Source organism: Streptomyces fodineus (genome assembly GCF_001735805.1).
Lineage (GTDB): Bacteria > Actinomycetota > Actinomycetes > Streptomycetales > Streptomycetaceae > Streptomyces > Streptomyces fodineus.
This window is the reverse complement of the sequence record NZ_CP017248.1, coordinates 1772052-1793450: the sequence shown is the minus strand read 5'-3', so window position 1 is coordinate 1793450 and position 21399 is coordinate 1772052. Positions and strand designations below refer to the sequence as shown.

Annotated in this window: 6 protein-coding genes; all 6 read left to right on the top strand. The window is 70.3% G+C overall.

Going from position 1 to position 21399, the window contains the following annotated elements:
* Positions 1-442 precede the first annotated feature (442 nt).
* The 6 genes from BFF78_RS07190 (at position 443) to BFF78_RS07170 (ending at position 21332) form a co-directional block, all read left to right on the top strand.
* Positions 443-1036, top strand: coding sequence for an RNA polymerase sigma factor (locus BFF78_RS07190; RefSeq protein WP_069777519.1), 594 nt, complete (start codon positions 443-445; stop codon positions 1034-1036).
* Between the two features lie 243 nt (positions 1037-1279).
* Positions 1280-1534: a hypothetical protein gene (locus BFF78_RS46015; RefSeq protein WP_159032954.1), complete on the top strand. Its 255-nt coding sequence runs from the start codon at positions 1280-1282 to the stop codon at positions 1532-1534.
* A 188-nt stretch (positions 1535-1722) separates the two neighbouring features.
* The gene (locus BFF78_RS07185) at positions 1723-3213 is read left to right on the top strand and encodes a DHA2 family efflux MFS transporter permease subunit (protein ID WP_069777518.1); all 1491 of its coding nucleotides are present in this window, start codon (positions 1723-1725) and stop codon (positions 3211-3213) included.
* Between the two features lie 51 nt (positions 3214-3264).
* Positions 3265-4026 (top strand): thioesterase II family protein, encoded by a 762-nt coding sequence (locus BFF78_RS07180; protein WP_069777517.1) that lies wholly within the window; start codon positions 3265-3267, stop codon positions 4024-4026.
* Between the two features lie 183 nt (positions 4027-4209).
* A complete protein-coding gene (locus tag BFF78_RS07175; protein ID WP_069777516.1) occupies positions 4210-10701 on the top strand; it encodes a type I polyketide synthase in 6492 nt (2163 codons plus the stop codon).
* The gene (locus tag BFF78_RS07170) at positions 10698-21332 is read left to right on the top strand and encodes a type I polyketide synthase (protein WP_069777515.1); all 10635 of its coding nucleotides are present in this window, start codon (positions 10698-10700) and stop codon (positions 21330-21332) included. The genes BFF78_RS07175 and BFF78_RS07170 overlap by 4 nt, the downstream gene beginning before the upstream one ends.
* Positions 21333-21399: the final 67 nt, after the last annotated feature.

The window sequence follows — 21399 nt, the reverse complement described above, 5'->3', positions numbered from 1 at the left end:
ACGGAAGGAGGCATTCCTTTGCTGATACCGACGGAATCAGCAGGTCACCGGCATCTCACCGGGGATGTGGCCGATCTGCCGAGCGGCTCCCCAACTCGCCTCAAAGGCAGTGACGTTGGTGGCATGCCTTTGACGGGATCCCGGCCTCTTCGACATACTCTTTCCATGTCGGCGGGGTCGGGTCCTTGGGAGTGGTGGCTGGCGTTGCCGGTTATTGACGAGGAATCAGTACGGGTTCATCCACGTCAGTCGACAGCTCGGTAAGGGCTGGCGTGGAACGATTCTGCAGCCCGGTCCCGGCCGCCCGGCCGGCGTCGGCTGTTTCTATCGGCAACTGTCGTCGCGGGAGTAAACGCCGTCATGTGGCCGGCTGCGGAAGGGAAACTGAACAAACGGGGGATAGATGCGCACGCCTACGCTGAATGAGCTAGTAGACGATTGCATGGCCGGGAACCAGGACAGCTGGAACCGGATCGTAGAACGGTACACGCCCCTGATATGGGCGATCGCCCGGGGGCACAGGCTGAGCGCGGCCGACAGCGAGGACGTCAGTCAGACCACCTGGATGCGCGTGATCCAGCATCTGGGCAAACTCCGCGATCCCGAGAAGCTCGCCCAGTGGATCGCCGTATCGGCCCGCCGGGAGAGCCTCAAACTCATCGACAAATCCGGCCGCAGCGTGCCGGTCGGGGACTCACCCGTCTTCGACCGCTCGGAGCCGTCGGAGAACCACCCCGAGGAAAGGGCGCTGGCGAAGGAGCGCGACAACGAGGTGCTGCTCGCGTACTGCGCGCTCTCGCCCAAATGTCAGGCGCTGCTCGGGCTGCTGGTGACCGACCCGCCGATGTCCTACGACGAGATCAGCGCCACGCTGGGCATGCCGCGCGGTTCCCTGGGACCCATACGGTCACGCTGCCTGGCCCATCTGGAGAAGCTGCTCCAGCGTGAGACGGAGCGGTCGCAGCGCTCGGCGGAGCTGCTCGACGCGATCACACGCTCCGGTCTGCGGACCTTCGCCCTGGAGCAGCACCGCTGAGCCGCTGAGTACCGCTGACCTCGCGCGTCTCACTGAAGGCGCCTTCCCGCCCCGGCCCATCGGGTCTGCCCGGGCTGCTGCCACGGGCTCGCGGGAAGGCGCCTTCGGCTTGTGCGCGGCGCTCACCCCGACCGCCCTGACACTCAAGTGCCCTTCAAGTCGGCGGTATTGATCCTTTTGAGGCGCGCCTATAGCCTGTGTTTCTGTTTCATGAATGACCTGGCGTGGCGGAGGGTGGGTGGCATGAACGAATCGGGCGAGGTGCAGGCGGCAGGGTCGGGTGATGAAGCGCTGGTCAGGCTTGGCCGCGCTGTCGGACAGCCTCCACGCGACATGCTGGACAACGCCAAGGCGCTGTATGCACTCCTCCGGGACGGCGACGCGCGAAACGCCGATTCCGTTTCCGCCGCACGAGCGGTACCCGTCGCACATGTGTGCGGCAGCGAAGCCCTCCTGACGACCGGCGGCTCGCGGTCGTCCGGGCACCAGCACCACTGACGGGATGTCACGTCCGGCTCGGCCGGCCGGCTGAGTCGATGTGACGTCCGCCACAGCTGCGGGGAATCCCGCCGCAGCTGTATCCCGATCGATTGCGACCGGATCTGTGCTCCTGGGAAAGGGACTCAGCCGGCTCGTGGGAAAGCGCACGGTGGTCCCACGCGTCGCAATCGTCGGGAAGGAACCCCATGACAGTTGAACGTAAACCATGGTCGGCTCTGGGCGCGCTGCTCGTCGGGTTCTCCCTCATCTCGCTGGACATGAGCGTGGTGGCGGTCGCCAACCCCGCCATCATGGAGGGGCTGAAGGCCACCGTCACCGACGTGATCTGGGTGACCAGCGCCTACTTGCTCACCTACGCCGCACCACTGCTCTTCACCGGACGGCTGGGTGACCGCTACGGACCCAAGAACGTCTACATGGTCGGCCTGGTGGTGTTCACGCTCGCCTCGCTGTGGTGCGGTACGGCCGGGAACATCCACATGCTGATCGCCGCCCGCGCCGTGCAGGGCTTCGGGGCCGCGCTGATGACACCCCAGACCATGGCCGTGGTCACCAAGATCTTCCCGGCGGACAAGCGCGGTGCCGCCATGGGCGTGTGGGGCGGCGCCGTCGGTGTCTCGCTGCTGCTGGGCCCGATCGTCGGCGGCCTGCTGGTGGACTCCGTCGGCTGGAAGTGGATCTTCCTGATCAATGTGCCGATCGGTGTCCTGGCCTTCGCCCTGTCGTGGAAGCTGGTGCCTGCGCTGGCGACCGAGCCCCACACCCTCGACCCGCTCGGCGTCCTGCTGTCCTGCGCGGGCGTGTTCCTGCTGGTCTACGGCCTGCAAGAGGGCAACAACCACGACTGGTCGACCGGCATCTGGCTGATGATCGGCGCCGGGCTGGCCGTACTGGCGCTGTTCGTCGTGACACAGGCCCTCAACAAGGGCGAGCCCCTGATGCGGCTGAGCCTGTTCCGCGACCGCAACTTCGCACTGGCGAACGTGGGGATCGCGGCCATGGGCGCTTCGGTCACCGCGCTGACCGTACCCGCGTACTTCTTCCTCGAGGGCGTACGAGGGCTCTCCTCCATGAAGGCGGCCCTGGTCTTCGCGCCGCTGGCCATCGTGACCGGCATCGTCGCCCCGATCGTCGGCAAGCTGTCCGACAAGGCACACCCGCGCATCTTCACCACCATCGGCTTTGTGTTGTTCGCCGTCACGGTCGTCGGATACAGCGTGTTGATGACACCGGACTCGAAACTGTGGATGTTCTCGGCCACCACCGCCGTGACCGGTGTCGCCAACGGCATGATCTGGGGCCCGCTGGGCGCCATCGCCACCCGAAACCTCCCCGTACAGCACTCCGGCGCGGGCTCCGGTATCTACAACACCAGCCGGCAACTGGGTTCCGTACTCGGCAGTGCCGCGATCGGCGCGTTGTTCGTCGACCGGATCAGCGCGCACCTGCCGGGCATCGGCGGCGGCCACTTCGAAGGCAGCACCACCAAGATTCCGAGCATGTTTCTCGACCCCTACAGCAAAGCACTGAGCGAGACGGGTCTGCTGCCCGTAGCCTTCCTGCTGCTGGGAGCGGTCGCCTGTGTGATGTTCCTCCGCTTCGCGCCGCCGCAGGCGCGGGAGGACGCCGGCGACATCACCCTGCAGAAGGTCCACGACGCCACCGGCCAGGTTTGACAGCGCAACACCGCGGATCGCGCGTGTGAGCGGGGAGGATGAGGATACGGCATGACTGCCGCACAGGACTTCGATCTCTGGATGCGTAAACTGAACTCCACGGAGGACCCCCGGGCCAGACTGATCTGCTTTCCGCACGCCGGCGGTTCGGCGAACTTCTATTTCCAGTTCGCGCGCCGCTTCGCCGAGTTGCAGGTCTACGGAGTGCAGTATCCCGGTCGGCAGGATCGCCGGCATGAGCGATTCCGGGACAGCATCCAGGAACTGGCCGATGAGATCGCCGGGCTCATGGTCGGGTGGAACGACGCACCACTCGTCCTGCTGGGCAACAGCATGGGTGCGCTGGTGGCCTTCGAGGTGGCCCAACGCCTGGAGGCCAAGGGCAACGCACCCCTGTCCCTGTTCGCCTGCGGCCGGGTGGGGCCGACACTGCGCAAGGACGAACAGACACATCTCAAAGGCAAGGACGCCTTTCTCCGGGAAATGGTGCTGCTCGGCGGCATGGGGCATGAACTGCTGCAGGACGAGGAGATCCTCGACCTCGTCCTGCCCCCCATGCGCGCCGATTACCGGATAGCCGAGACCTACTGCTGTCCGCCGGAAACACGCCTCTCCCTGCCGATCCATGTGCACATCGGAAACCAGGATCCCAAAGTGACGGAGGACGAGGCGGCCGAGTGGAGAAAGAGCACCACCGGGGAGTTCACCCTGAACACCCATGACGGCGGCCACTTCTTCTTCATCGACAACGGCGACCGCCTGATCAATTCCATCAACACAACAGTGGAAGACGCGCTCGCGGCAAACGCGTAACCGTGATGTCCGCGCGAGGCGGCCCGTAATCGACGGCGGGCCGCCCCCGCAGTGTGCCCGCACACACCCACACATGCCCTGAGAAAAAACTTTCGGAATCGCTGTATCTGAAAGGACCACCACGGGATCTAGCAGGTCGACCACATGGTCGCCGGCATAAGCCCGAAGGTGGGGGAAACAGGCATGGCCCTCGAGAAGCACGACATCGTCGGAGCCCTGCGCAAGTCGCTGAAGGAAACCGAGCGTCTGCGGCGCCAGAACCAGCAACTGCTCGACCAGGCGGGCGAGCCCCTGGCGATCGTGGGGATGAGCTGCCGCTTCCCGGGCGGGGTGGCCTCCCCGGAGGACCTGTGGTCGCTGGTCGCCGAGGGGCGCATGGGCATCTCGGAATTCCCCGGCGACCGCGGCTGGGACCTGGACAACCTGTACGACCCGGACCCGGACCACACCGGCACGGCCTACACACGCCACGGCGGATTCCTCGACGACATGGCGGAGTTCGACGCCGACTTCTTCGGCATCAGCCCCCGCGAGGCCCTCGCCATGGACCCGCAGCAACGACTGCTGCTCGAAGGCGCCTGGGAAGCCTTCGAGGACGCCGGGATCGACCCCCTGACCCTGAAGGGCAGCGACACCGGCGTCTTCTGCGGCCTGATGTTCTCCGACTACCAGTTCGTCGCCGGCCTCAGCGACCGGCGGCCGGAGATCGAGGGCTACCTCTCCATCGCGTCCTCGCCCAGCGTGGCCTCCGGGCGCATCAGCTACACCTTCGGCTTCGAGGGGCCCGCGGTCACCGTGGACACCGTGTGCTCCTCCTCCCTCGTCGCCATCGACCTGGCCTGGAAGTCCCTGCGCGCCAGGGACTGCTCGCTGGCCGTGGTCGGCGGAGCGACGACCCTGGCCCGGCCCAGCGCCTTCGTGGAGTTCAGCCGCCAGCGCGCCCTGTCACCGGACGGGCGCTGCAAGGCGTACGCGGCAGCGGCGGACGGCGTCGGCTGGGCGGAAGGCATGGGTCTGCTCGTACTGGAGCGGCTGTCCGACGCCCAGCGCAACGGACGGCGCATCCTGGGCCTCGTGCGCGGCAGCGCCGTCAACCAGGACGGCGCCAGCAACGGCCTCACCGCACCGAACGGCCCCTCCCAGGAGCGGGTGATCCGGCAGGCCCTGGCCGGCGCCGGGCTCTCGCCCTCCGACGTGGACGCGGTCGAGGGGCACGGAACGGGAACGCCGCTGGGCGACCCGATCGAGGCGGAGGCGCTGCTGGCGACCTACGGCCAGAACCGGGAGAACGGCCCCCTGTGGCTCGGCTCGATCAAGTCCAACTTCGGCCACACCCAGGCCGCGGCCGGAGTGGCGGGCGTGATCAAGATGGTGCTGGCGATGCGGCACGGGGTGCTGCCGCCGACCCTGCACGTGGATGCGCCGTCCCCGCACGTGGACTGGGCGTCGGGCGAGGTCGCGCTGCTGACCGAGGCCCGGCCGTGGCCCGCGGGGGAGCGGATCCGCCGCGCAGGCGTGTCCTCCTTCGGCGTGAGCGGCACCAACGCCCATGTGATCCTCGAAGAGGCCCCGCAAGAGACCGCGGCCGAGCAGCCGCACGAGCCGACCGGGGAGAACCGGACCGGCGTCCGGCCGCAGCTCCTCGTGCCGCTCTCCGCCCGCAGCGAGGCGGCACTGCGCGACCAGGCCGACCGCCTGCGGGCCCACATGATTGCTCGTCCGGAGCTGGACCACCTGGACATCGGCTTCGCCCAGGCGACCGCGCGCGCCCATCTCGAACGCCGCGCCGTGATCGTGGCCACCGACCGGGGCGCCCTGCTCACCGGCCTCAGCGATCTCAGCACGGGCGAGCCGGCCGCGCACGTGGTGGAGCGCCAGGTCGTCGGCTCGGGTGTGAAGCCGGTGTTTGTGTTTCCTGGGCAGGGGGCGCAGTGGGAGGGCATGGCGGTCGAACTGATCGATTCCTCACCGGTGTTCGCTGCTGAGATCGCCGCTTGTGGTGAGGCGCTGGCGGAGTTTGTGGAGTGGGATCTGGAGGGTGTGCTGCGGGGTGTGCCGGGTGCGCCGTCTTTGGAGCGGGTGGATGTCGTACAGCCGGCGTTGTTCGCGGTGATGGTGAGTCTGGCGGCGTTGTGGCGGTCGTTCGGTGTGGAGCCGTCGGCGGTGGTGGGTCACTCGCAGGGTGAGATCGCTGCTGCGTATGTGGCGGGTGGGTTGTCGTTGCGGGATGCGGCGCGGGTTGTGGCGGTGCGTAGCCAGTTGGTCCGTGACCGGCTGGCCGGGCATGGCGGGATGATGTCGGTGGCGCTGCCGGTGGAGCGGGTCGAGGAGTTGATCTCCTCGTATGCGGGTCGGGTGTCGGTGGCGGCGGTGAACGGCCCGGCGGCGGTGGTTGTCGCGGGTGAACCCGGGGCGCTGGATGAGGTGTTGGCGGCCTGCGAGCGTGACGGTGTGCGGGCGCGTCGGGTGAACGTGGACTATGCCTCGCACTCGGCGCAGGTCGAGGCGATCGAGGCCGAGTTGCTGGAGGCGCTGGCGCCGGTGGAGGCGTCGAGTGGCCGGGTGCCGTTCTATTCCACGGTGACGGGCGGGTTCCTCGACACGGCGTCGATGGACGCGGGGTATTGGTACCGGAATTTGCGCAGCCAGGTCGGCTTCGAGCCCGCCGTCCGCGCCCTCATCGACAAGGGCATGGGCTGCTTCGTCGAGGTCTCACCGCATCCCGTGCTGACCATGGCGGTCGAGGAGACCGTCGAGGCGCGGGACGCCGTCGGCCGGGTGGCGGTCACCGGGTCGCTGCGGCGTGACGAGGGCGGCCTCGCCCGGTTCATGCTCTCGCTCGGCCAGGCGCACGTCGCGGGCGTACGGATCGACTGGCAGGCGGTGTACGCGGGCACCGGCGCCCAGCGGGTGGACCTGCCCACCTATGCCTTCCAGCGGGAGAAGTACTGGCTGACGCCGTCGGCGCAGGGCGGTGACGTCGCCGCGGCCGGCCTGGACCGGATGCGGCACCCGGTGCTGGCGGCGGCCGTGGAGGTCGGCGACCGCGACGAGTGGCTGTTCACCGGCCGCTTCTCCACCGAGTCGCAGCCGTGGCTGGGCGACCACGTGGTGCTGGGGGCGGTGATCGTGCCGGGCGCCGCGCTCGTCGAACTCGTCCTCGCCGCGGCCCGGCACCTCGGCTGCGAACTCCTCGACGAGCTGGTTCTCGAGGCCCCGCTGACCCTCGACGAGGGCTCCGCCCGGCACATCAGGGTCACCGTCGGCCGGCCGGACGAGTACGGCCGCCGCGAGGTCGCCGTCCACTCCCTGCCCGAGGCGGGCACCGGACCGGACGGCGCGCGGGAGGTCGTCCGGCACGGCCGCGGGCGGCTGGCACCCGAAGCCGAACCCAGCGCCCCGTTCCCGGCCCACTGGCCGCCGGTCGCGGCCGTCGAGTCGTCCGCCGACGCCCTCTACGAGCGGCTGGCCGACAGCGGACTCGACTACGGCCCGCTGTTCCAGGGAGTGCAGGCGGTGTGGCGCAGCGGCACCGAGGTGTACGCCGAGGTGGCCCTGCCGGAGGACACCGCCGTGGACGGATTCGCCCTCCACCCCGCGCTGTTCGACTCCGCGCTGCACGCCGGCATGCTGGACAAGGAGGCCGGATCCGTCCCGGACCTGCCGTTCTCCTGGACCGGGGTGCGCTGCGGGCGAGCCGGGTCCGCACGGGCGCGCGTGCGGATCACCCCCGCGGGCGAGTCCGCCTTCCGCGTCGACGTCGTCGACGAGAACGGCGACCTGGTCGTCGCCGTCGACAGCCTCGCCGTACGACCCGTCGACCCGGGCCGGCTGGCGGCGGCCGGAGCCGGGCAGAACACGCTGTTCCAGCTGGACTGGGCGCCCGTCACCGGAACCTCGTCGCAGGCCCGCGTCGCGGTCCTCGGCGGCATGGACGCGCCGGGTGAGCGCTTCGCAGACCTGTCCGCGCTGGAGACCGCGCTCGCCGACGGAACCGCGGGCGTCGACCTGGTGCTCGCCGCGATCGAGACCCCGGCCACCGACGACCCCGCCCACGCCGCGAGCGTCGTAGCCGAACGCACCCTCGCCCTGGCCCAGCAGTGGCTGGCCAGCGAATGGCTCGGCGAGGCCACCCTCGTGGCGGTGACCCGGCACGCGGTCGCCGTCGGCGCGGAGTCCGTCGACCTGGCCCAGGCACCGGCATGGGGGCTGCTGCGCAGCGCACAGACCGAACACCCCGGCCGCTTCGTCCTGGCCGACACGGACGGCGGCGCCCAGCCGGACTGGACCTGCCTGGCCGAGCTGGACGAACCGCAGCTGGCCGTGCGCGGCGGCGCCCTGCTGGCACCCCGTCTCGCACCGGCGGCCACCGCGCCGTCCGGTCAGGCCTGGCGGCTGGGCAGCACCGAGAAGGGCTCCCTGGCGAACCTCGCCCTCATGCCGTCCGACGGCAACCGTCCGCTGGGCGTCGGCGAGGTCCGTATCTCCGTCCGGGCCGCCGGCCTCAACTTCCGCGACGTGCTCATCGCCCTCGGCATGTACCCGGGTGAGGCACCCCTGGGCAGCGAGGCGGCCGGCGTCGTCCTCGAAGTCGGCTCCGCCGTCCCCGACCTCAAGCCCGGTGACCGGGTGTTCGGCCTGGTGAGGGACGCGTTCGGCCCCGTGGCCGTCGCCGACCGGAAGACCGTCGTACCCATGCCGGAGCACCTCACCTTCGCCGAGGCAGCCGCGATCCCCGTCGTCTACCTGACCGCGTACTACGGCCTGGTCGACCTGGCCGCCCTGAAGGCGGGCGAGAAGCTGCTCGTGCACGCGGCCGCCGGCGGCGTCGGCATGGCCGCCGTACACCTCGCCCACCACCTCGGCGCCGAGGTCTTCGCCACGGCGAGCCCGGCCAAGTGGGACGCCGTGCGCGCCCTGGGCGTCCCGGCGGAGCGCATCGCCTCCTCCCGCGACCTCGGCTTTCGCGACGCCCTCCACGAGGCCACCGGCGGCACCGGCGTGGACGTGGTGCTGAACTCCCTGGCGGGCGAGTTCGTCGACGCGTCACTGGAACTCCTGCCGCGCGGCGGCCGGTTCATCGAGATGGGCAAGACCGACCTCCGCGACCCGCAGGCCGTCGCGAACCGGTACGCCGGCGTGCGCTACCGCTCCTACGACCTGATGGAGGCCGGACCGGACCGCATCCAGCAGATGCTGGCCGAGATCGCCGACCTGTTCGCACGCGGCCTGCTGTCCCCCTCGCCGATCCGCGCCTGGGACGTACGCCGGGGCGCCGAGGCCTTCCGCTTCCTGCGCGAGGGCCGCAACGTCGGCAAGGTCGTCCTGACCGTGCCGGCGCCCCTGGACCCCGAGGGCACCGTGCTGATCACCGGCGGCACCGGAGGCCTGGGCGCCCTGTTCGCCAGGCACCTCGTCACCCGGCACGGCATACGTCACCTGCTGCTGGTCAGCCGGCGCGGCCCGGCCGCCGAGGGCGCCGCCGAACTGGTCGCCGAACTCGGGGCGCTCGGCGCACAGGCACGCGTGGCCGCCTGCGACGTGGCCGACCGCGCACAGGTCGCCGCGCTGCTCGACTCCCTCGACCGCCCGCTCACCGCCGTCCTCCACACGGCCGGCGTACTGGCCGACAGCGTCATCGAGTCGCTGTCCCCCGAGCAGATACGGCACGTCATGCGGCCCAAGCTGGACGCCGCATGGCACCTGCACGAACTGACCTCCCGCATGGACCTGTCGGCGTTCGTGCTGTTCTCCTCCGCCGCGGGACTGCTCGGCAACGCCGGCCAGGCCAACTACGCCGCCGCCAACGCCGCGGTCGACGCTCTCGCCGCACTACGGCAGACGGCCGGGCTGCCCACCCTCTCCCTGGCGTGGGGCCTGTGGTCCGATTCCACCGGCATGACCGGAGAGCTGCACGAAACCGACCTCGCGCGCATGGCCCGCACCGGCATCGGCGCCATCTCCAGCGACCTGGGCCTGGAACTGTTCGACCAGGCCCTCGGCTCCGAGGCGGCTCTGCTGGCCCCGGTCCGCCTCGACCTGGCCGCGCTGCGGAGCCAGGCCCGGTCCGGCATGCTGCCCGCCCTGCTGCGTGGCCTGGTACGCACCCCCGCGCGTCGCGCCGACAACGCCCGCTCGCTGCAGCGGCTGCTCTCCGGCGTACCCGAGGCCGACCGTGAGCAGGTCGTCCTGGACCTGGTCCGCACCCAGGTCGCGTCCGTCCTCGGCCACGCCTCGGCCGCCGCCGTCGACCCCGAGCGCGCCTTCAAGGAACTCGGCTTCGACTCCCTCGCCGCCGTCGAACTGCGCAACCGGCTCAGCCAGGTGGCCGGCATGCGGCTGCCCGCGACGCTGGTCTTCGACCGCCCCACCCCCATCGAGGTCGCCCGGCTCATCCTCGCCGAGGCCGGCGGCACCACCGCCGGGCAGCGCCCCTCGCCCCTCGACGAGGAACTGCAGCGACTCGAAGCCTTCCTGATCGCCGTGTCCGGCGACCACCAGCAACTGGCCGGCGCCGAGCCCCGGCTGCGCTCGCTCAGCAACCGCCTGCGGGCCCTGCTCAGCACCACGAACACCGCCCACGACGACACCGACGACGACTTCGAGGACGACCTCGACTTCGTCTCCGACCGCGAGATGTTCGACCTGATCGACAAGGAGCTCGGATCTGCATGACCGGAAAGACGGACGACGGCCGGAGCGGATCGATGAGTGACGACCAGAAGAGTGACGACCGGAAGCGCGGCGACCGGATGAGCGACGAGCAGACACTGCGCACCTACCTGCGCCGCGTCACCGCCGAGCTGCGCACGGCGAACCGGAGGGTGCGCGAGCTGGAGCAGCGCGACGTCGAGCCGATCGCGATCGTCGGCATGAGCTGCCGGTTCCCCGGCGGGGTGACCTCGCCCGAGGAGCTGTGGGAGCTGGTGGCATCCGGCCGGGACGCCATGGGCCCGTTCCCGGCCGACCGGGGCTGGGACCTGGAGCGGCTCTACGACCCCGACCCCGACCGGCCCGGCAGCGCCTACGCGCGGGAAGGCGGGTTCGTCGACACCGCCACCACGTTCGACGCCGACTTCTTCGGAATCAGCCCGCGCGAAGCCCTGGCCATGGACCCCACCCAGCGGCTGACCCTGGAGACGGCGTGGGAGGCGCTGGAGGACGCGGGCATCGACCCGACGACACTGCGCGGCAGCGAAACCGGCGTGTTCGCGGGCACCGTCTCCTCCGACTACGGCCCCTCGACACTGCCCGAACTGGAGGGGTTCCGGGTAACCGGCACCCAGAGCAGCGTGATGTCCGGGCGCGTGGCCTACAGCCTCGGCCTGGAAGGCCCTGCGGTCACCATCGACACCGCCTGCTCCGCCTCCCTCGTGGCCCTCCACCTCGCCGCGAACGCGCTCCGCGCCGGCGAGTGCTCCCTCGCCCTCGCCGGTGGTGTCACGGTGCTGGCCGGCCCCTTCCTGTTCGTCGAGTTCAGCCGCCAGCGCGGCCTGGCCCGCGACGGCCGCTGCAAGGCGTACTCGGCGTCGGCGGACGGGACGGGTTTCTCCGACGGTGTCGGCCTGGTGGTGCTGGAGCGGCTGTCGGACGCGAAGCGCCATGGTCGGCGGATTCTGGGTCTGATCCGGGGCAGTGCGGTGAATCAGGATGGCGCGAGCAATGGTCTTACGGCGCCGAATGGTCCGTCGCAGGAGCGGGTGATCCGGCAGGCGTTGGCGAGTGCGGGGTTGTCGGCGGCCGAGGTGGACGCGGTCGAGGGGCACGGCACGGGTACGAAGCTCGGTGACCCGATCGAGGCGCAGGCGTTGCTGGCGACGTACGGCCGGGAGCGGGACGTGGATCCGCTGTGGCTGGGGTCGGTGAAGTCGAACATCGGTCATACGTCTGCCGCTGCTGGTGTGGCGGGTGTGATCAAGATGGTGATGGCGATGCGGCACGGGGTGCTGCCGCCGACGTTGCATGTGGATGAGCCGTCGCCGCATGTGGATTGGGAGTCGGGTGCGGTTCGGTTGCTGACCGAGGCGCGGGAGTGGTCGGTCCAGGGGCGTCCGCGGCGTGCGGGTGTGTCGTCGTTCGGCGTGAGCGGCACCAACGCGCACTTGATTCTTGAGGAGGCGCCTGCGGAGGAGCCTTCCGAGGACGTGCCGGTCGAGGCGATCCGGCCGGCGGGTGCTGTGCCGGTGGTTCTGTCGGCGCGCAGCGATGTGGCTTTGCGGGCGCAGGCGGAGCGGTTGCGATCGTATCTGACGTCCCGTCCGGGTGTGTCGGTGGTGGATACGGCGTATTCGCTGGTGGCGTCGCGGGCGTTGCTGGATCGGCGGGCGGTTGTCGTGGCCGGTGACCGGGATGAACTCCTGGCGCGGCTGGGGGAGTTGAGCGTTGGTGAGTCGGCTGTTGCGGGTAAGTCTGCGTTTCTGTTCACCGGTCAGGGGTCTCAGCGTGCGGGTATGGGACTGGAGTTGGCCGGGGCGTTTCCGGTGTTCGATCAGGCCTTGAGCGAGGTGTGCACGGAGGCCGATCCCCGACTCGGGCGTTCGCTGCGTGAGCTGCTCGCTTCAGGTGACGGCGTGTTGGACTCGACTGAGTTCACGCAGGTGGCATTGTTCGCGGTTGAGGTGGCGTTGTTCCGGCTGGCGGAGTCTTTGGGGGTCCGTGCCGATTATCTGATCGGGCATTCGGTCGGTGAGATTGCTGCGGCGCATGTGGCGGGTGTGTTGTCGCTGGCGGATGCGGCTGAACTGGTGGTGGCGCGTGGCCGGTTGATGGGTGCGCTGCCTGCTGGTGGGGCGATGGTCGCCGTCCAGGCTGGTGAGGCCGAAGTAGCCGAGTCCCTGGCCGGGTTCGGGGGCCGTTTGGAGATCGCTGCGGTCAATGGGCCGTTGGCGGTGGTGGTGTCGGGTGATGAGGATGCGGTCGGGGAGTGGTTGCCGCGGTGGGAGGGGCGTAAGACGACGCGGTTGCGGGTCTCGCACGCGTTCCATTCGCCTCGTATGGAGCCGATGCTCGATGAGTTTCGTACGGTTGCGGAGGGGCTGAGGTATGCCGAGCCGCGGATCCCGGTCGTGTCGAATGTGTCCGGTGAGGTCGTGTCCGCCTTCGGTGCGGACTATTGGGTGCGGCATGTGCGGCAGGCGGTGCGTTTTGCCGATGGTGTGGGCACGTTGTGGGAGCTGGGGGTTCGCCGGTTCCTGGAGTTGGGTCCGGATGCGGTGTTGACCGCTATGGCCCGGCAGTGCGTGGAGGAAAACGAGGCCGAGGCGGCGTTCGTGCCCGCGCTGCGTGCCAAGCGCGGTGAGCGTGAGTCGTTCGCGGGTTTCCTGGGCCGCGCCCATACCGCGGGTGTCGTGGTCGACTGGGAGGCGGTGTATGCGGGGGCGGGCGCGAGGCGGGTCGACCTGCCCACCTACGCCTTCCAGCGCGAGCGGTTCTGGTTGGTGCCGGGCAGTGCTCCGGGCGATGTCTCGGCCGCCGGGCTCGTCGGTGTGGACCACCCCGTCCTCGCGGCGGCCGTACAGGTCGGTGACCGTGACGAATGGGTGTTCACGGGCCTTGTTTCCACTGAAACCCAGCCCTGGGTCGAGGAACACCTGCTGCTCGGCACCATGGTCGTGCCCGGCACGGGCCTGGTCGAGCTCGCCCTCGCGGCCGGACGCCACGCCGGCAGTCCGGTACTGGACGAGCTGGTGCTCGAATCGCCCCTGCTCGTCCAGCACGGCGTCACCCGGCACCTGCAGATCACCGTCGGGGCATCCGGTCCCGACGGTCGCCGCGACGTGGCGATCTACTCGCGGCCGGACAACCCCGCCGAGGAGACCGAGACGACCTGCCACGCGCGTGGCACCCTCGGCACCGAAGCCGCCCCTGCCGGTGACTGGCCGGAGCAGTGGCCGCCGCAGGACGCCGAGCGGATGCCCGTCGACGAGCTGTACCAACGGCTGGCCGACCTCGGATACGACTACGGCCCCCTCTTCCACGGCGTCGAGGCCGTCTGGCGCGACGGCGACGAGACCTACGCCGAGGTGACCCTGCCCGAGGGCCACGAGGGTTTCGGTATCCACCCGGCTCTCTTCGACTCCGCGCTGCAGAGCGGTGTCGTCCTACTGACCGGAGACGGCGCCGCGGCACACCTCATGCCGTTCAGCTGGAGCGGTGTGCAGCTGCATCGTCCCGGCGTCTCGCGGCTGCGCGTTCGTTCCACCATGTCCGGAGACACCTCGCTGCGGCTGTACGCCGTGGACGAGGCCGGAACTCCGGTGGTGTCCGTGCGCTCCCTCGTGGTGCGTCCCGTGGAGCAGGAACGCATCGACAGCTCGCGTGGCGACGCCCGGCAGTCCCTGTACACCGTGGACTGGGCTCCGATCGAGGCCGGGCCGAACACCGGCACCGAGGACATCGTCCGGATCGGCGCGGGGGAGATCCACCCTGACCTGGACGCCCTGAAGGCGGTGCTCGCCGAGGGGGCTCCGGCGCCGCGGGCGGTGCTGGCCATCGCGCCTGCCCACGGCGAGGACACGCCCGAGTCGGTGCACGCCGCCGTCACCGAGGCGCTGACCCTGGTGCAGCGGTGGCTGGCCAGTGAAGCGCTGGGTGAGGCGCGGTTGGTGGTGGTGACGCGGGGTGCGGTGTCGGCCGTCGATGGTGAGGGTCCGGATGTGGCTCAGGCGGCGGTGTGGGGTTTGGTGCGCAGTGCGCAGTCTGAGCACCCCGGTCGGTTCGTCCTCGTGGACGTCGACGGTGGTGAGCCGGACTGGGGCGTGGTGCTGGGTGCGGATGAGCCCCAACTCGCCGTGCGGGGTGGCCGGTTGTTGGCGCCGAGGTTGTCGCGTGCTTCGTCCGGTGGGTCGGTGGCTGTGCTTGATCCTGAGGGCACGGTGGTGGTCACGGGTGGTACGGGTGGTCTGGGTGCGGTGTTCGCCCGGCATCTGGCCGCCGCGCATGGGGCACGTCATTTGCTGCTGCTGAGTCGGCGTGGTCTGGAGGCTGACGGGGCTGCCGGGTTGGTGGCGGAGCTGGAGGGTCTGGGCTGTGAGGCCCGCATCGCTGCCTGTGACGTATCGGATCGTGATCAGCTGGCCGCTGTGCTCGGCTCGGTGGAGCGTCCGCTGACGGCGGTGGTGCACGCGGCCGGTGTGCTGGACGACGGTGTGATCGAGTCTTTGACGCCCGAGCAGGTCGAGCGGGTGATGCGGCCGAAGGTGGATGCGGCGTGGCATCTGCACGAGCTGACCGCTGATGCGGATCTGTCGGCGTTCGTGCTGTTCTCCTCGGTGGCGGCGCTGATCGGCAGTCCGGGGCAGGGTAACTACGCGGCGGCGAACTCCGCTCTGGACGCGCTCGCGGCGTCGCGGCGCGCGGCCGGGCTGCCCGCCACCTCGCTGGCCTGGGGCCTGTGGGACGACGTCGGTGGTATGGCGGGCGCGCTCGGCGAGGCCGACCTGGCCCGCCTGGAGCGCACCGGTGTGGGTGCGCTGTCCCGGCAGCGCGGGACCGAGCTGTTCGACTTGGCGCTGGGCACCGGCACGGCCCTGCTGGCGCCTGTCCAGCTCGACCCGGCCGCGCTGCGCGCCCAGGCCAGGGCCGGTCTGCTGCCCGCGCTGCTGCGTGGCCTGGCGCCGGTCCCCGCCCGGCGTGCCGAGACCGGCGGCTCGCTCGCGCAACGCCTCGCCGGCGTCGCGGAGGCCGACCGGGAGCGCATCGTCCTGGACGCGGTTCGGGAGCAGGTCGCGGCGGTCCTCGGACACACCTCGGCCGAGGCCATCGACACCGAACGCGCCTTCAAGGACCTCGGGTTCGACTCACTGAGCGCCGTCGAGCTGCGCAACGGGCTCACCCAGGCCACCGGCGTACGGCTGCCCGCCACGCTCATCTTCGACCACCCCACTCCGGCCGCTGTCGGGCGGCTGCTGCTCTCCGAGTTCGGTGACGTTGTCCAGGCACCGAGGCCGGGCACCCGGACCAAGCGGGCGACGCTGGACGAGCCGCTGGCCATCGTCGGCATGAGCTGCCGCTACCCGGGCGGGGTGACCTCGCCGGAGGAACTGTGGGAGCTGGTGGCCGCAGGCCGCGACGCGGTCGGCGGGCTGCCCACGGATCGTGGCTGGGACCCGGACATCTACGACCCCGACCCGGACCAGCCCGGGAAGATCAACACGCGGGGCGGAGCCTTCCTGGAGCGGATCGGGGAGTTCGACGCGGAGTTCTTCGGGATCAGCCCCCGCGAGGCGCTGGCGATGGACCCACAGCAGCGCCAGCTGCTGGAGGCGTCGTGGGAGGCGTTCGAGCATGCCGGCATCGACCCGACGACCCTGCGGGGCAGCGACACCGGCGTGTTCGCCGGCGTCGTGACCACTGACTACGGCGGCATGGCCTCCACCGAGCTGGAGGGCTACCGCCTGACCGGCACCACGACGAGCGTGGTGTCCGGCCGGATCGCGTACACGCTGGGCCTGGAGGGCCCTGCGGTCTCGGTGGACACGGCCTGCTCCTCCTCCGCCGTCGCCCTGCACCTGGCCGGGCAGGCGCTGCGAGCCGGTGAGTGCTCGCTGGCGCTGGTGGGCGGCGTCACCCTGCTGGCCGGCCCCTACCTCCTGACCGAGTTCAGCCGCCAGCGGGCGGTGTCGCCGGACGGCCGGTGCAAGGCGTATGCGGCGTCGGCGGACGGGACCGGTTTCGCCGACGGTCTGGGCCTGGTCGTACTGGAGCGGCTGTCGGATGCCAAGCGCCATGGTCGGCGGATTCTGGGTCTGATCCGGGGCAGTGCGGTGAATCAGGACGGTGCGAGTAACGGTCTTACGGCGCCGAATGGTCCGTCGCAGGAGCGGGTGATCCGGCAGGCGTTGGCGAGTGCGGGGTTGTCGGCGGCCGAGGTGGACGCGGTCGAGGGCCATGGCACGGGCACGGTCCTCGGTGACCCGATCGAGGCGCAGGCGTTGCTGGCGACCTACGGCCGGGAGCGGGACGGGGATCCCCTGTGGCTGGGGTCGATCAAGTCGAACATCGGTCATACGTCGGCTGCCGCCGGTGTGGCGGGTGTGATCAAGATGGTGATGGCGATGCGGCACGGGGTGCTGCCGCCGACCCTCCACGTGGATGAGCCCTCGCCGCACATCGACTGGGAGTCGGGTGCGGTTCGGTTGCTGACCGAGGCGCGGGAGTGGTCGGTCGAGGGGCGTCCGCGGCGTGCGGGTGTGTCGTCGTTCGGTGTCAGTGGTACGAACGCGCACATCATCGTGGAGGAGGCGCCGGCTGAGGAGCGAGCCCTGGAGGGCGAGCGTCCGGTGGATGTCGTGCCGGTGGTTCTGTCGGCGCGCAGCGATGTGGCTTTGCGGGCGCAGGCGGAGCGGTTGCGGTCCCATCTGACGTCCCGGCCAGATGTGTCGGTGGTGGATACGGCGTATTCGCTGGTGGCGTCGCGGGCGTTGCTGGATCGTCGGGCGGTTGTCGTGGCCGGTGACCGGGATGAACTCCTGGCGCGGCTGGGAGAGTTGAGCGTTGGCGAGTCGGCTGTTGCGGGTAAGTCTGCGTTTCTGTTCACCGGTCAGGGGTCCCAGCGTGCGGGTATGGGACTGGAGTTGGCCGGGGCGTTTCCGGTGTTCGATCAGGCCTTGAGCGAGGTGTGCACGGAGGCCGATCCCCGACTCGGGCGTTCGCTGCGTGAGCTGCTCGCTTCAGGTGACGGCGTGTTGGACTCGACTGAGTTCACGCAGGTGGCGTTGTTCGCGGTTGAGGTGGCGTTGTTCCGGCTGGCGGAGTCTTTGGGGGTCCGTGCCGATTATCTGATCGGGCATTCGGTCGGTGAGATTGCTGCGGCGCATGTGGCGGGTGTGTTGTCGCTGGCGGATGCGGCTGAACTGGTGGTGGCGCGTGGCCGGTTGATGGGTGCGCTGCCCGCTGGTGGGGCGATGGTCGCCGTCCAGGCTGGTGAGGCCGAAGTAGCCGAGTCCCTGGCCGGGTTCGAGGGCCGGTTGGAGATCGCCGCCATCAACGGGCCGTTGGCGGTGGTGGTGTCGGGTGATGAGGATGCGGTCGGGGAGTGGTTGCCGCGGTGGGAGGGGCGTAAGACGACGCGGTTGCGGGTCTCGCACGCGTTCCATTCGCCTCGTATGGAGCCGATGCTCGATGAGTTCCGTGCGGTTGCGGAGGGGCTGAGGTATGCCGAGCCGCGGATCCCGGTCGTGTCGAATGTGTCCGGTGAGGTCGTGTCCGCCTTCGATGCGGACTATTGGGTGCGGCATGTGCGGCAGGCGGTGCGTTTTGCCGATGGTGTGGGCACGTTGTGGGATCTGGGGGTTCGCCGGTTCCTGGAGTTGGGTCCGGATGCGGTGTTGACCGCGATGGCCCGGCAGTGCGTGGAGGAAAACGAGGCCGAGGCGGCGTTCGTGCCCGCACTGCGCGCCAAGCGCGGTGAGCGAGAGTCGTTCGCGGGTTTCCTGGGCCGCGCCCATACCGCGGGTGTCGTGGTCGACTGGGAGGCGGTGTATGCGGGGACCGGCGCCAAGCGGGTCGACCTGCCCACCTACGCCTTCCAGCGCGAGAACTACTGGCTCCCCCGCAAGACCGGCCTCGGCGACCCCTCGGCCGTCGGTATGGACCGGATGCGGCACCCCGTCCTGGCGGCGGCCGTGCAGGTGGGTGACCGTGACGAGTGGGTGTTCACCGGCAGCATGTCCCAGCAGACACAGCCGTGGACCCGGGACCACATGGTGTTCGGGATTGTGCTGGTCCCCGGCGCCGCCATGGTCGAGATGGCGCTGACCATCGGCAGGCGGCTGAGCTGCGATGTCGTGGACGAACTGGTCGTCGCCGCGCCCCTGGTCCTGGAGGACGACGTCACCCGGCAGATCCGGGTCACCGTCAGCCCGGCCGGGGAGGACGGGCGCCGGGAGATCGCCTTCTTCTCCCGGATCGAGGCGAGCGAGGACGAGGTCACCGAGCTGACCTGTCACGCGCGCGGCTGGCTAGCCGCCAATGCCGAGCCCTTGGAGCCACTGCCGGCCCTCTGGCCGCCCGCGGACGCCGAGCCCCTCCCCGTGTCCGAGCTGTACACACTGCTCAACCGGAACGCCCACCTCACCGACGTGGGCTTCGACTACGGCCCGGCCTTCCGCGCCGTACAGTCCGCGTGGCGCCGTGGCGACGAGGTGCTCACCGAGCTGGCGCTGCCCGAAGCGGCCGGCCCGGCGGACGGGTTCGCCATCCACCCGGCGATGTTCGACTCCGCTCTGCACGGCGGTCTCGGCATGCTCGACATGGGGGAGGAGAACCCCAGCGGGCTGCCGTTCTCCTGGTCCGGCGTACAACTGGAGCGCTTCGGACTCACCCGGATCCGGGTGAGGATCACGCTGCCGGACCCGACCTCTCTGCGCCTCGACATCGCGGGCGAGGACGGCATGCCACTGGCCTGCCTGCGTCGGCTCGACGTCCGCCCGGTGGAGCAGGGGCACCTGGAAGCCGCTCGGCGGGACGGCGACCGCCATCTCTACGCGATGGACTGGGTCCCCGTGCAGGCCGTCACGGCGCGGGCCGCCGGGATCGCCGCACTTGGCGCGGTCGGCGGCGGGTCGGTGGACCGGTTCGCCGATCTGGCCGCGCTGGAGAAGGCCCTGGCCGACGGCGCGATGGCGCCCGAGGTCGTGCTGGCCGATGTCGGTGCCCCAGACGGTGACGTGGCCGGGGCGGCCAAGGCGGCAGCCGGCGAGACGCTGACCCTGGTGCAGCGGTGGCTGGCCAGTGAAGTGCTGGGTGAGGCGCGGTTGGTGGTGGTGACGCGGGGTGCGGTGTCGGCCGTCGATGGTGAGGGTCCGGGTGCGGCTCAGGCGGCGGTGTGGGGTTTGGTGCGCAGTGCGCAGTCTGAGCACCCCGGTCGGTTCGTCCTTGTGGACGTCGACGGTGGTGAGCCGGACTGGGGTGTGGTGCTGGGTGCGGATGAGCCCCAACTCGCCGTGCGGGGTGGCCGGTTGTTGGCGCCGCGGTTGTCGCGTGCTTCGTCCGGTGGGTCGGTGGCTGTGCTTGATTCTGAGGGCACGGTGGTGGTCACGGGTGGTACGGGTGGTTTGGGTGCGGTGTTCGCCCGGCATCTGGCCGCCGTGCATGGCGTACGTCATTTGCTGCTGCTGAGTCGGCGTGGTCTGGAGGCTGATGGGGCTGCCGGGTTGGTGGCGGAGCTGGAGGGTCTGGGCTGTGAGGCCCGCATCGCTGCCTGTGACGTATCGGATCGTGATCAGCTGGCCGCTGTACTCGGCTCGGTGGAGCGTCCGCTGACGGCGGTGGTGCACGCGGCCGGTGTGCTGGACGACGGTGTGATCGAGTCTTTGACGCCCGAGCAGGTCGAGCGGGTGATGCGGCCGAAGGTGGATGCGGCGTGGCATCTGCACGAGCTGACCGCTGATGCGGATCTGTCGGCGTTCGTGCTGTTCTCGTCGGTGGCGGCGCTGATCGGCAGTCCGGGGCAGGGTAACTACGCGGCGGCGAATGCTTCGTTGGATGCCCTGGCGGGTCTTCGGCGGGCGGCGGGTCTTCCGGCTGTGTCGCTGGCGTGGGGTTTGTGGTCGGACACCGCCGGTATGGCCGCGCAGTTGGGGCCGGTGGAGTTGGCGCGTCTGGAGCGCATGGGGGCCAGGCCGTTGACGGCCGAGCTGGGTCTGGGTCTGTTCGACCAGGCTCTCGCCTCCGATGCGGCGCTGCTGGTGCCGGCCTGGCTGGACACCAGGGTGCTGCGGGCGCGGGCTCGGGCCGGGACGATCCCGGCGGTACTGCGCGGGCTGGCACCCGTACCGGCGCGCCGCGCGGACACCACGACCGTGTCGCTGCGCGATCGGCTGGCCGGAGTCGCCGCGGAGGATCGTGAGCACATCGTTCTGGACCTGGTCCGGACCCAGGTGGCGGCCGTGCTCGGGCACGCCTCGGCCGCGGCCGTCGAGCCCGAGCGGGCGTTCCAGGAGATCGGCTTCGACTCGCTCGGCGCCGTCGACCTGCGCAACCGACTGACCCAGGCCACCGGCATGAGGCTGCCCGCCACCCTCGTTTTCGACTACCCCACACCCGCGGAGATCGCGCGTCTGCTGCTGGCCGAGTTCGGCAGCGTCGCCGCCGAACCACCCATCGAAAAGGAACTGAACAAACTGGAAGACATGCTTGCCGCGATCGCCGAGAACGAACGGCGTCATGTGGCCGAACGCCTGCGCCGCCTGCTCTCCGTCGTCGCGGACGACGAGGAGGCGGAGAGCACGGCCGAGCGCATCGAAGCGGCCACAACCATGGACGAGGTCTTCCAGATGATCGACGCCGAGTTCGGCGAAGCGTGACAGGGGGCGGGGAAATGGCAGAGAACACGGATCAGCAGGAGAAGACCGATCAGCAGGAGAAGATCGC